The organism is Litoribacillus peritrichatus, from assembly GCF_039537985.1.
Lineage (GTDB): Bacteria > Pseudomonadota > Gammaproteobacteria > Pseudomonadales > Litoribrevibacteraceae > Litoribacillus > Litoribacillus peritrichatus.
In genome coordinates this window covers 422,953-435,455 of record NZ_BAABBN010000012.1, presented here as the reverse complement: position 1 = coordinate 435,455, position 12,503 = coordinate 422,953, and the positions used below count along the sequence as shown (strand labels likewise).

The 12,503-nt window shown below is 41.0% G+C and carries 14 protein-coding genes; 9 read left to right on the top strand and 5 right to left on the bottom strand.

Annotated features, from left to right (window positions below; genetic code table 11):
• Nucleotides 1-11 precede the first annotated feature (11 nt).
• The gene (locus ABD744_RS18495) at nucleotides 12-866 is read right to left on the bottom strand and encodes an ADP-ribosylglycohydrolase family protein (RefSeq protein ID WP_344800062.1); all 855 of its coding nucleotides are present in this window, start codon (nucleotides 864-866) and stop codon (nucleotides 12-14) included.
• A gap of 122 nt (nucleotides 867-988) precedes the next feature.
• Between ABD744_RS18495 and ABD744_RS23195 the strand changes: the two genes are divergently transcribed.
• From ABD744_RS23195 to ABD744_RS18485, 3 genes are all read left to right on the top strand, one after another.
• Complete coding sequence (locus ABD744_RS23195; protein ID WP_425562196.1) at nucleotides 989-1,150, top strand: helix-turn-helix domain-containing protein; 162 nt, start codon at nucleotides 989-991, stop codon at nucleotides 1,148-1,150.
• 92 nt (nucleotides 1,151-1,242) lie between these two features.
• A complete protein-coding gene (locus tag ABD744_RS18490; RefSeq protein ID WP_344800061.1) occupies nucleotides 1,243-2,253 on the top strand; it encodes a hypothetical protein in 1,011 nt (336 codons plus the stop codon).
• Between the two features lie 400 nt (nucleotides 2,254-2,653).
• Nucleotides 2,654-3,097, top strand: coding sequence for a hypothetical protein (locus tag ABD744_RS18485; RefSeq protein WP_344800060.1), 444 nt, complete (start codon nucleotides 2,654-2,656; stop codon nucleotides 3,095-3,097).
• Between the two features lie 225 nt (nucleotides 3,098-3,322).
• Here the strand turns inward: ABD744_RS18485 and ABD744_RS18480 are convergent, their stop codons facing one another.
• From ABD744_RS18480 to ABD744_RS18465, 4 genes are read right to left on the bottom strand one after another with little or no spacing between them, the layout of a single operon-like run.
• Nucleotides 3,323-4,003, bottom strand: coding sequence for an ExbD/TolR family protein (locus tag ABD744_RS18480; protein ID WP_344800059.1), 681 nt, complete (start codon nucleotides 4,001-4,003; stop codon nucleotides 3,323-3,325).
• 18 nt (nucleotides 4,004-4,021) lie between these two features.
• Nucleotides 4,022-4,459: a hypothetical protein gene (locus tag ABD744_RS18475; protein ID WP_344800058.1), complete on the bottom strand. Its 438-nt coding sequence runs from the start codon at nucleotides 4,457-4,459 to the stop codon at nucleotides 4,022-4,024.
• Between the two features lie 45 nt (nucleotides 4,460-4,504).
• Nucleotides 4,505-5,269, bottom strand: a complete 765-nt coding sequence (locus ABD744_RS18470; protein WP_344800057.1) for a hypothetical protein — start codon at nucleotides 5,267-5,269, stop codon at nucleotides 4,505-4,507.
• Nucleotide 5,270: 1 nt separating this feature from the next.
• Nucleotides 5,271-6,293 carry a LysM peptidoglycan-binding domain-containing protein gene (locus ABD744_RS18465; RefSeq protein WP_344800056.1) on the bottom strand — a complete coding sequence of 341 codons (1,023 nt, stop codon included), beginning with the start codon at nucleotides 6,291-6,293 and terminating at the stop codon, nucleotides 5,271-5,273.
• A gap of 280 nt (nucleotides 6,294-6,573) precedes the next feature.
• Here ABD744_RS18465 and ABD744_RS18460 point away from each other — a divergent pair, with 280 nt between their 5' ends.
• The 6 genes from ABD744_RS18460 to ABD744_RS18435 all read left to right on the top strand — a co-directional run bounded on the left by ABD744_RS18460 (nucleotide 6,574) and on the right by ABD744_RS18435 (nucleotide 12,288).
• Nucleotides 6,574-7,329, top strand: a complete 756-nt coding sequence (locus ABD744_RS18460) for a substrate-binding periplasmic protein (RefSeq protein ID WP_344800055.1) — start codon at nucleotides 6,574-6,576, stop codon at nucleotides 7,327-7,329.
• Between the two features lie 230 nt (nucleotides 7,330-7,559).
• A complete protein-coding gene (locus ABD744_RS18455; RefSeq protein ID WP_344800053.1) occupies nucleotides 7,560-8,144 on the top strand; it encodes a pyridoxamine 5'-phosphate oxidase family protein in 585 nt (194 codons plus the stop codon).
• Nucleotides 8,144-8,464, top strand: a complete 321-nt coding sequence (locus ABD744_RS18450; RefSeq protein WP_344800052.1) for a hypothetical protein — start codon at nucleotides 8,144-8,146, stop codon at nucleotides 8,462-8,464. Before ABD744_RS18455 ends, ABD744_RS18450 begins: the two co-directional genes overlap by 1 nt.
• A gap of 67 nt (nucleotides 8,465-8,531) precedes the next feature.
• Nucleotides 8,532-9,416, top strand: a complete 885-nt coding sequence (locus tag ABD744_RS18445; RefSeq protein WP_344800051.1) for a diguanylate cyclase — start codon at nucleotides 8,532-8,534, stop codon at nucleotides 9,414-9,416.
• Nucleotides 9,417-9,720: 304 nt separating this feature from the next.
• Nucleotides 9,721-10,854 carry a hypothetical protein gene (locus tag ABD744_RS18440; RefSeq protein WP_344800050.1) on the top strand — a complete coding sequence of 378 codons (1,134 nt, stop codon included), beginning with the start codon at nucleotides 9,721-9,723 and terminating at the stop codon, nucleotides 10,852-10,854.
• 156 nt (nucleotides 10,855-11,010) lie between these two features.
• A complete protein-coding gene (locus ABD744_RS18435; RefSeq protein WP_344800049.1) occupies nucleotides 11,011-12,288 on the top strand; it encodes a hypothetical protein in 1,278 nt (425 codons plus the stop codon).
• The last annotated feature ends 215 nt before the right edge of the window (nucleotides 12,289-12,503 follow it).

The window sequence follows — 12,503 nt, the reverse complement described above, 5'->3', positions numbered from 1 at the left end:
GAGTGGTGGGATTAGGCTTTTAAGCTCAACAATTGAGAGCCAACTTCTTTAAGATATTCTCTGCCAAAAGTGTTGTTCTCGAGATCATTAAAGAGAAAGTTAGGTAATTCTTTCTCAAATTCACTACTTAAGTTGGCTATTCCGAGACCAACGGCTGCAACAGTATCCACATCGCCTCCAAAGGCAACACTATTTATCAATACGTCTTTTAAACTGTTGCTTTGGTCTAGAACTGTCAGTAGTGCATTTACTGTTTCTTCACCACAGCATGCAACTTCGCCTTCCCACTTATTGTTCCATTTAAAGTTTGTATATTCACCTATGAAATCAAATAAGACGTTTTTTGAACCAATGTTGTATACGAAGAAATGGGCGGCCAGAGAGACTGCTTGAGAAGATTTAATACCTATTTCAGTATTATGAGTTAAGCTTGCTTGAATCTCAGACATAGCAAGTAGATCATCAATGTCTTTTATAATGCCTAGAGGCGCGGCTCTCATGGCTGCGCCATTTCGAGTGCTTTCAGGATTTATTTTTTCTAGAAATTCTCTCCCATCTTTGATTGATTTCAGGAAATAGTAGAAGCCTTTTGAGTATCCTTCTCTCGGATCTCTTTTAAAGCATTGTACAAATTTATTGGCAATATTTTGGCGATTCCAATCTGTTTTATCAATCAGTAGCTCTGAAATGGCTAGGGACATTTGTGTATCGTCGGTATAGTTACCGGCAGGGATGCCAAGCTCGTGGGATTGGTAAGAAGTAAGACTATTATGAGCTTTAATTTTTTCATACGGGCTGAATTCAAAGCCAGCCCCGTAGGCATCGCCAATTCCAATTTCTAATAACATGAAATAATCAATTTCCATCAAGCATCACTGAAGTGTGATTTTAAGTTTTATTTGTTCTGTTTTTAACTGAAATCTTTATATTTTTTTTGCATGGGGGCGTTTTTACACTATTAGTGCTCGTTTTTATTAAGTAAACCCGAATCGAAGTCTCCCATAAGCTGCTGGTAGAAACACAGCTCACCCCAGAGCAAGTGGTGAACAACGTGGGTTATGAAGACATCAGCTCATTCCGACGGTTGTTCAAGCAAACCACAGGGTTGACGCTGGCGGAATATCGGCAGCGATATGCGAGAAGGTTGTAATTAGAAGTTAAATTCGCGCTTTTATTCGAGATTTAGTCTTATATGATTGCTCTTTATATAAGTTGATTCCGAGTTTAGGAGGTAAATAACACGTGCAACAGACTCAAATCATGGAAGATAAAGTCAGATCAGCAGTCAAAGACTTTGCTTGTTCGATTAATTCGGAAAGTAAGATTGTGGCTGATATGTCGTCTCTGGTTGAAGCAACTTCTCAGTTACCTTTGTCTAATTTAGATTATTGGGAGCGGTTGATCAGAAATGAATTTTCCCGATGTACTGATAACTCTTGTCAATCGACGTGGAAGCTTTGGTCTAAGCCTCGGGAGCTACTTACTTGGTTGGACTTGACCAGTTGGGATGGCTATAAACGCGAGAAAACCTTAAGGGCGTTATCTGGTGCAGCGCCTAACGCTTTCTTCTTTTTGATTGCGATTCGTAGATTAAATGACTGGGTGCCCCAAGTCCGAGAGGCTGCTAGGGAGAAACTTCCGGAAATTGCTATAGCAACAGACCCCACTCATGTGGTTGAAGCGCTTTGTATTACTCTTTCAAATTGGAACTCTTGGGGAAGGATTGAAGAGGCGGACAAAAACGTTCTTTTACACATTATATCCAGAAATGAAATTGCTGAGGCACTAAAATCTAAGTTAATTACTGCAACCGCTGGGCCTATGACTTCTTTATTCTCTCAACTTGGCCGAACTTCAATTCTCGATAATTATATTGAAGAGATTTCAACCCGAGCTATTCAGCCTTCTCTTAGGGCTAAAGCTTTTCGCTGCTTATTTGAAGGACGAATAGTTTGGATTGAAGGCAGAAAATGGGAGTGGACAGACATTCGTTACAATGAGGGGCGATATAAAGCCGTTGTTTCTGAACGCAAGATAGATGTTAATCCTCTGTTTTTGAAACTATTGAAACAATCCTCTGAAGATCGTTCATCCATTGTAAGAAGGGTCTCAGCAGAATTTTTGATTCGAGAGCTTGGGAATATGGGGGACGAGTCTAAAACATATGCTCAAAAATTTGCGTCGGATGAATCGAACCCGGTGTCAGAACGAGGCAGATTTGCTTTAAGGAAACTGGAGTGTGACTTTACTTAGTCTCATTTATGAAACTTATGTTAGTGAACTTTAAATATTTATTTGTATTGTTTCTGTCCTGCATTTCTTTTTACTCAATTTCAGATGAAGTCAGTATTGAAAATGATCTAAATGAGTGTGTGAACATTGAGTCTTTGAATACTTGGACGCATAACAATCTTTGGTTACTTGATCTTGATTTAAAAGTCATTAGAGCACCGGATATTGCGGATGCAAATCAGCAATAACTGGTTATTCAGTGATGTTTGATAAACAGGTGCAAAGAAAGGACAGGTTTGCTTTGAAGAGGTCACGAAAGGTATCGCTGATTCTTTCATCCGATATTCAGTTAGGGTTTAAAGATGTCACTGATGTCAGAATTATTTTGGCTTGTGGTTCTTAGATCATTGAGTAAAAAACAATGGAACCGTTACTAACCAAACTGAATCGATCTTTGAAAAACAGACCAAACGCCAGAAAGGGTGTTTTTGTTGGTAGTTCGATTTTGATGGTTTTACTGAGCTGGCAACTATTTCTACGAGATATATTTGCGACCGAAGGCGCTACTTTTTACAGCCCTAACAAGGAATATATGTTGGTTGTTTATCATACTTTTACACCAACAATCTCAACTGCTCCGGGTGATGGAAGTTTTTCTCAAGGTTTTATAAGGGTATATCGGGGCGATAAAGAGCTTCATCAGATCAATGTATCCGATACTTCGAATATCATCGAACCTTATATTGCTTGGGCCGGAAGAATCGATAAGGGGATTAATGATGATTATGGGGTGTTCCTGGAGGAAAGGTTTTTAATTTTGCCTTCGTCACCAGGCGTTTTTGGTGGGAATGAAATAGGGCCTTAATCCTGACTTTAAGAATAGGTTAAGTTAAAAACCTAAGATTCTGACCCCTGTTCTCTGTAGATCACTGGTTGATCTGATCAAAACGGGCTTGAAACCGGGGTCAATGGAAAGAAGAGAGGACCACCATGTCAGGATGCAAAATAAATCAAAGAGTTACCAAACCGTAGGTTTATTTGAATAGAGAAGGTGCCAGGCCCATACCGTTTTATTTGGGCCTTTGGGTTGTTACTCTTGGCTCAATAAGTTCTGCAGTTCAGCCAATTGTTCATCCTCTGCTTTCAGATTCACATTATTAATTCCGAGTTTACCTACCGTTTTCATGAGCTCTGCAATGGTTTTTGCGGAAATAGTTTTATGAGGGTTAATATTGACGGAGGAGATTACTTGTTCACGGAGCACTTGTTTCAATGAATCGTAGAGCTCCGTCATCTCAACTTGTTGTGGCGTAGCTAGGGATATAGAAATCAAACCTTCACCTGAGATCTCAATACTCAACGTTTCTGCTTGTTTAAAATTGGATACTTTCTCAGCTTTGATTGAGTAAAATTCTTCATAATGACTGCATTCCCAGTCTTCTTTAATTAGTTTGCTGATCTTTTCAGCCACAGTCGGATACAGCTGTTTTCGCCATTGAACCTGATTGAGTTCTGTTATTACTTCTGAAAATTCAGAGGTTTTAATGACTTTTTCAATCCTGCTGTCCAGTTCATCATACAGGCCAGAATCTACTTCATTGATTCCAGCAGGCTGTTGTGAAAAGAATTCTTGCCAAGAGTTAAGGTTATGAACCTCACAAAATGCGGTTGCATCTTTTTGTAAGGACTCAAGTTTTGTCTCCCCAAAACAGCCTTGAAGAATTAACAGAACGGCTAGGGTGATGAAACAAATTAAAGGCTTCTTTTTCATAATCAAATTCGTGAATTATCATATTGATAAAGTGGTGTCGATAAACAATTGTTGGTAATAAATTTTTAAGTTCAGGCAAGAAAAATCCGAATGAGTCAGTTTTGAAATTTCGTCTACAGTATATCTATAAAGAATCTCAGCATTAGCGGCTCTTTTAGGATGCTCATGGGGATAAAGACCAATGTTATGAAGCTCGCTTAAAACCAGGCGAAACTCCTTTGTTTTAATGACTGACTCAACGCTTTTGCTCTGGTGCTCTACCATTTCAGGAAAGGTCATTGTTTTTCTCATCTCAAGCCATCGTTGTGGTTTGTATAAATCACAATATTGCTGAGATTCAGACAGATGAGTGGCTTGCTTAGATGGCGTTTCAATAGGGTTTGTATGTTCAGCTCCACAGCCAAGAATAAACGAGCAGAGCGTTGCAACTAAAATGGCGTGTAGATTCTTCATCATTGTTTGCTTACCTAGTTTACTTGGCTTTAGTTTGCGAAGTTTATATCACTGGTCGATTCGATCAAATACGGGTTTGAAACCAGTGTCGATGGATAGGTAAAACGCTTTAACTATTTGATAGCGTTCTTTGATCTTCGGGTACGTTGCCACAAGTTGAGACATGCCTTCTGGATTGGAAAATATGGTTTCTGCATACATGTTTAAATCATTTTCAGGGTCTTGGGTTGAGTAATGAGACAGATATCCCTCCTGAAATAATGTTTCATTAGTTATCGCCGTGTAATCCAGAGAACTCGGCTCAAAGCTTAACTGATATGGGATGCTAGAAGAGCTGCTGTTAATCCAATCGGTTTGCTTAAAAGGGTATTTTAAAATTAAAAGCGTACTCAGTTCATGATGAAGTGTGGCTTCAACGTATTCAGGATTGAGTGTCGAGATGAATATTTGTTGATTACCATAAGTCCCGGCAAAGCCAATGCTGTCAACAATTAACGTCTTGAATAGTGTGATATTTCCAAGAGTATTCTTAAGAATATTTGATGGGTATTTTTCTAAAGCATCAGGCAATATGCTAAGTGTTTTTGATATTTCTTCTTCTGTTGATTGTTGAAATTGAATAGATTGATATTGTTGAAACATCTCTACTGGCAGTTCTTGTTTTGACTGCATTTGTGTAATATCAATAAAGAACTTATCTCTGATTTGTTGCTTAGTTATATTGTTTTTTCCAAAAGAAACGTTGAGTAGCAAAGCAGCTACGACACTTACGATAATACCTATTTTAAGAAACTTCACTTTGCTACTTTCCATGTTACTTTTCTTCTGCAAATGCAGTTGATGCCGCCCCTGTACTAGCTACAGCAACAGGTAATCTTGCGTTATTTATCATTGCCCAACCACGAGCAAACATTCCGGCAGCTAGAGCAAAGCTCGGTGCATCATCTGCAACTCCGGCGCCTGCTGTAAGGACATCTTCAACTAGGGTTCCAATGATAACTGCTGCTCCTCCCAGAATCACTATACTACCTCCAGCAACCAGCCAAAGGTCTAGTTCATTTTCAGGGCTTGAGGATTGTACAGAAGTGGGAACGACAACGGGTTGACTCGCAGTCCTGCTTCGATCGCTTAACTTCTCAATTTCAATGTCAACTTGATAATCCAAAGCGGTAAATTGCATTCCATTATGCTTACCTTCTAATTTTGGAAAAGAGAATGTTGCTGTTGCTACGGGATTACCTAAAGGAGAAACCGAAAGTTTTGCAGAAGTACTAGGTGAATTAGGTAGGTTTGTCGCGCTAGAGGTCAATCCAGTAGAAAAAGAAATTCTCTTGGATTTAGGGTCAAAACTCGCGTCAAATGATTGAGTTAATTCACCATAGGCACTTTTGTATTTATTTTCTAACTTGGTTTGGACGCCACCATTTTTATTTATTTCAGCAGGAGAAATAGATTTCTCTGATTTGAGCGCTAATTTGCCTGCGAATCGCATCGTAACTTTAACGTTGCCTGATGTTTTGGTTAATTCTGGGCCACTTAAGTCAAAACTTAATGTTGGAGCTTGGCATGCAATACAGGCTTTCTTTTTACCTTTTGTTGGATCTATTTGGGGACGACTTCTTGCTGTCTTAGGGATGAGAAGGGTTTGTCCCACAAAAATTAAATCAGGGTTCTTGATAAAGTGAGATGGTTTATAAACCTGTCTTAGGTGTGGATTATTAAATTCTTTGTTGGTCAATTCAACAATGGCAGGCCATTTAAGCGGGTCACCTAACTTAGAAGAGGAAATGTCCCAAAGAGTATCTCCTGCTTTTACAATATATTTTGTTCCAAACATTTTAAATCCTTTTAAAACTCATAGCCTGTGTTCATGGCATTTAGGTTAGGTAACTGAGGGTAGCACTGATCAGCCAAATTGAAGTTGCGATGTTATCTTTTTAATGAGATAGAAAATGTGATTGAACTCAAACCTATCATTTTATAAACCTAAAAGGATGTTTCGCGTAGGATTTGTACTTAAAAAAACACCATTTAAGTACCAAGGCCGCATTGCGAATATGCTATAGTTTAAAGATCATTTCCCTCTGGCTTTTATGTGAATAAAGGGCTGACCCAAAGTGATAGGACTGTCTTTATTCGAGCATTTTCAAAAGCAATTCGTTTCTAGTCTCTTGGTATCTGTTGCGCTGATTTTCTGCTTTTGCTCCGCTTCAGGCGCGCAAACTTTGAAAGTCTCTATGATAGAAAAGACTCCTGATCAGCTGGTGGCAGCAGAGGTGTTACGTGAAATTTATCATCGGTTGGGTATTTCGTTAGAGTTTATTGTGTTTCCTGGTAAAAGGGCGTTGGTGGAGTCGAGTAAAGGCAATGTAGATGCTGAATTGCAGAGGATTTTTGAGATAGGAGAAAGCTATCCTACTCTCATTCGAGTACCTACGCCTTTTATGACTTGGGGTGTCTCTGTTTTTTCTAATAAACATGATTTTAAAGTTGATGGTTGGTCCTCAATGAGAGGGTTCACCGTTGTGATGATCAGGGGAATGAAGTACGCGGAAATTGGTTTGGAAAATGCCGGGGCAAAAGAAATTATCGTTTTGAATGACATAAAATCAATGCTGAATCTTATAAATAGTCATCGTGCAGATTTGGCAATTTCTTCACACTTCAATGTGACTTATCACTTAAAGAAAATGAATATTGATTCGATTCACCCTCTCAAGCCCCAACTGAAGCGCTATGAGCTGTTTCATTATCTTCATGAGAAGAATAAACATCTGGTCTCTCAACTGGATGGGGTGATCAGGACAATGATAAAAAGTGGTGAGTTAGAAAGGCTTCAAGAAAAGCATAAAGAAGGCGTATTGAACTTCTAACAATTGAGAACAAGCCAGCAATTCTAACCCGTCGTGGCAACGCCTTTCCTCTCTCTGATCCTATTAACCCTAGTTTGGCGTATGAATTTCTCAAAACCATTTTTATTTAAAAAACGTAGGAATTTAGCTGAAGAGCTCATAGAGTGGTGGTTTCACCTTTTCTTTTGGTGTTGTGTGAAGGGTGTGTATTGAGCTGATTTAATTTCAGATTGAACAAGGAGGTTAATGGTATGGCAAAGCAGTTTTCGGAATTATCCGGTAAACACATTGAGTTTATCGGGAATCAAAAAATCTTTTTCGTGGCTACCGCAGCGGAAACTGGCAGGGTGAATTTATCACCCAAAGGTGGGGATTCATTACGGGTGATCAGCCCCACCGAAATTGCCTGGTTGAACCTGACCGGAAGCGGTAATGAGTCGGCTTCTCATGTGCTTCAAAATTCCAGGATGACGTTGATGTTTTGCGCTTTTGAAGGGAAACCTTTGATTCTCCGGGCATATGGCAACGCCAGAGTTTTGCATCAGGGTGATGATGAGTGGGAGAGCTATTGTTCTCAATTTCCATACAGCGTTGCCTCAAGGCAAATTTTTGTTCTGGACGTTAATTTGGTCCAGTCTTCGTGCGGTATGTCTGTCCCGTATTTTAGCTTTGATAGTGAACGTGATGACTTGGAAAAGTGGTCGGAAAAGCAGGGCAAAGAAGGCATCGAAAAATACTGGGTTCGAAAGAATCAAAAGAGTATCGATGGGTTTGAAACGGAAATTATCGAGCGCTCCGGCATCTCGGTGGCTGAACGTGTTAATGAGGAACAATAATGAAGTTTATCAAGTGTCCTGCGTGCTGTGAGAAAATAGATTCAGAGTCCATCCGAAATGGACCAATACATCGAAACCCGTTTAAGCGCAGAGTGATTCAGTGCGATAACTGCGGAGTGCCTTTAAAAGCAACGAGATTGGCATTTTTGATGGCTTGGGTGTTGGTGCTGTCTTTGCCGTTTGCGGTTGTTCATTTGGATGTCATTGCTTTTTCCTTGGTCGCTGGAAGTGGGTTGGTGTTATATCTTTTGATGTCCAAGGGCTATAGTTACGAATTAATGAACAATGCTCAAAGTGATTCAGTTGAGAATGAGAGTTAGCTTGTGACGCTTGACTGATTAATTAGGTGTATAGGGAGTGGATTAGAGTCGAATGAGGTTAATGTATATGGATTCTTTCACTAATCAGCAGTTGCAGTTAATCATTACACAGCTTGATCAGGCGATTCAAAATCACGACTGCTGGTATAAGAACCTGTTGCGTGTTTTGGTGGCTCACCTATCGCCTGAAGAGACCGACTTAATGCCTGATGCACATCGTCGGTGTTTGTTCGGCCAATGGTATGACAGTTCGCAGGCGGAATTCATTAAAGAGCATCCTGCGTTTATTTCATTGGGCACGTCTCATGAGAAAATGCACCACAGTGCCCGGGTTTTATTGCAACGAATCACAGAAAACACTCCGATTGCTGTTAGCGATTGGGATCAGTTCTCTAACCATCTGGAGAGCATGAGGTTTGCATTTCAAACATTAAGGCATGAATTTGCGGACGCGGTGCAAAACCGAGATCCGCTGACGGAAGCTCAGACAAGAACGAACTTGCTGACCAATTTGAGCCAGCAACAGGCGTTGGTTGAGAGAGGTCGTCAGTCTTGTGCGTTGGTGATGCTGGATCTGGATCACTTCAAACATATTAATGATGAATACGGTCACGCCGCTGGGGATGAAGTGCTTGTTTCCACGGTGCAATGTATCAAGTCGGCACTTCGGCCTTACGATCAAATTTACCGGTATGGGGGTGAAGAGTTCATTATTTGTATGCCCGATACAACGGTCGAGCAGGCTCGCCAGGCTGCGGAACGGATGCGCTCTGCCGTTGAAGCGCAATGTTTTCAGTTTGCTGGTTCGGATGCGGGGCTGAATGTCACTGCATCTTTTGGTGTGTCTGCTCTAAGTTCGTCGTTCTCTGTTGAAGAGACAATGGATCGTGCTGATCAGGCAATGTATAAAGCCAAGTCAGCTGGTCGAAACCGAGTGGTGGTTGATGACTAGGAACTTGGTTTTACCTTTCAGGCTCCCCAATCTTAGTGAATAAATTTTTCGGTTCTCACTATTTCTATGGCAAATAAAAACAGCGTTTACGTTCAATACGCTGTTAGCACAATTGGATATGATTTTTCTGTGCTTGCGTAAAGCGCACTAGCAAACTCAGGTTGCTACATAAAACGCATTCATTAGGAAATAGTTTGATGAACATTGTTAATTTTTTGTCGATAAAGCCTTATCTAATCAGGACGTAAATACTTTTCTGAAAAACCGTACTTTTTAAGAATATAACAATAAAAAAGGTATTTTCATGAATCGTTTAATTCGTTCTTCTAGGTTTAATGTGTTATCCGTATTGACCGTTAGTGGCATGGGGATTTTGAGCTATTCGGTCATAAACGATAGTAATGAGATTTCAGTTTCACAGTCGTTTTATCCAGAAACAATCACCGAAAACTCGATGGCGTTAAAAGCTTCGACTGTAAAGCAGGAGAACCTTCAGCTGTTACCGGGCGTGGAAAAGACGGAAGAAGGTTTTAATTTTGATGACTCAATGAAGCTCAAATTAAGAAAAGTCAGTGCAGCTTATGAAGAGCAGGCCAAGTATCCGAGTTTTTCTATACCCATTAACCCTGAAGAATTAAAGAGTAAGTATTTACCAGATATTTCGGTTGCCAATGATTTACCTGCAAACCTTAGAGATCCGGAAAGTCCGACACTTTCCATAGAAACCAATAAGCTCCGTTACTTTTATGGGGATCGTCTGACCGCTACTGTTCAAATTTCCGGGTTATCCGACAATGAAAACAGTGCGGTATCAGCTCGTCTTGTAAGCGAGGGTGACGTTTTGGCTCGCGCTACCGTATACAGAGCGGAGGAAGGGGCTCATATTTACGAGTTGGATTTCAGCGAGTTACGTTTTGACGACGTGGACTGGAAGCAAGAGTTTACGGTGGATACGGAGTTTCAGTTTCTGGGGCAAAGTTACCAGCGTGGTAAAAGTATTGAGTATTTGGCAACCATCGCCCGTGTTGAGGACGTTTCGCCGTCTGAAGTGCAAGAAGACTATTTGTTCATACCGGTGCATATTTCTACAGAAAAACCTGGCTACCATCGTTTGCGTGCAAACTTATATGAGTCTGACAGCGGCAACCCGCTGCTACACTTGCGTGCTGAGGAAACTATTAACGGCAGTAGTGGAACCCTGACCCTTAAAGCGCACGTTACCGCACTCATAGAAGCCGGCTCTGAAGGCCCTTATCAATTGAGAGACATATCGCTTAAGAGGTTGCCTTCGAAGCCTGACTACATCACCGAATTTGGACGAGTTGATCAATCCGCATTTGGCGTGGATGGATACAGTTTTTCCGAATACCAAGATAAACCTTACGTGAATGAAAAGGCAAAACGTATCGCAAGCGAGTTGCGACGTCTTGGTTCTTAATCAGTTTTTAAGTAGTTCTTAATTAGTTCTGGAGCACATCTGGATAAATGACTTTCTGCTTTGGCTAACTAGCAACTCACGCCAGATGAGAGTGATTATTCAGAGACGCCCTGATTCTAAATGATAAAAATAAAATATAAGAAACAGGAGAATACTATGAAATTTTGGAAGTTACTTGCATTATCGGCTGCTATAACCGGAGCAACGACTGCGTCGGCTAATCAATTGGCTGATAAGAACATTATTCTGGTTCAGGGGTTTCAGTTACAGCACGTGTTTATGTCGCGTACGCACGACGATGGTAAACGCTTTGGTTATAACTATTGGAACCGGTTTGATCTTTACAATGATGGTAATGGCGCTGTCAGTGTCGGCAATCCTACTGGCATCACATTGATGGATCAAAATATTCCGATGCTGAAAGATGCGAACGGCGATACCTTCAATATATATGACACGTCCAAACAAGCCGTTTATGCCTCCGACAGTCATGCCAAAATATTGCACTTTGACTCTACTTATCGGTTAGAGGAGCCAAATGGTGAGGGTATTGGTGCTACCATCGCTCAGCAGCTTGATGATTTATTTGATGATGATCCAACCTTTTGTATTCGTACCAATGGTTGTCTCGTGATTACTCATTCAACGGGTGATCTAATTATGCAGTACGTCGAAGAAAACAAGAACTCGCTGCTAGATTCCGCAACCCGAGATGCCTTTGATGTGACGGCTTATGTGGATCTTGCCGGTGCCAGAGGAGGCACTGAAGGCGCAACCCTGTTATATCATTTGGCTAATTTTCTGGATGACTTGGCATCGAACACTGTGCTGTCTTCCGAAAAACAAGATGAAGTGGATGATGCCAATGAGTGGATCAACTTCTTCCTTGGTACTGAGGATGTGGAGTACTTCGCACCAGGTAAACACTTCCAGTCGGGTGTTCTGTATAATTTGCAACCGGATCAAGCGAGAAGTACCGGGCTATCAAACCCGGATGGTATTCCTCATTTACGTGTTGCTTCGGCGGGTGATGAACCTTACGGATTTGTAACTCATTTGTTGATCAAAGGGCAGGATGACAGTGTGGTTCCTTTGCACAGCTCTTGTGGATCGTCTGAGCCGAAGAGCTATGACTCTTGCGTATCGAACCGAAAGCTGGATGGTGAAACTACTTGGCTTGCAAATGCGCCTTCGTCTTTATATGACCATCACTATCCGTTCATTCAAAGTGAAAGCCTTCGTCATAATGGTCACCAGTGGGATGACTCCGGTAACTACATGACACCGCTGATGGATAACGGTAATTTTGTAGATGATCTGGACATTGATTTTGAAACGGTTATCTACAGGGATCTGCTGTTGGATAAGCACATTCTAATTGAAAATTCGTCCAATAAAACCATGGCCCAAGTGCTGGATGCGTCGTTGGACTAATTCTTCAAGCACTGAACCCCGATGTTAAACGCGTCGGGGTTGAGGAACCTCAGATTAAGTCTCGACTGCTTAGTGAAACACGGCCAGAAAGAATGGCCTGAAAGGGAAGTGCTGTTGTTGAGGGGCCTTACCTCTGTCTGTGATTGTTTCTGTATCAAAAAACAGCGTTTACGTTCAATACGCTGTCAGCACAATTGGATATGATTTTTATGTGC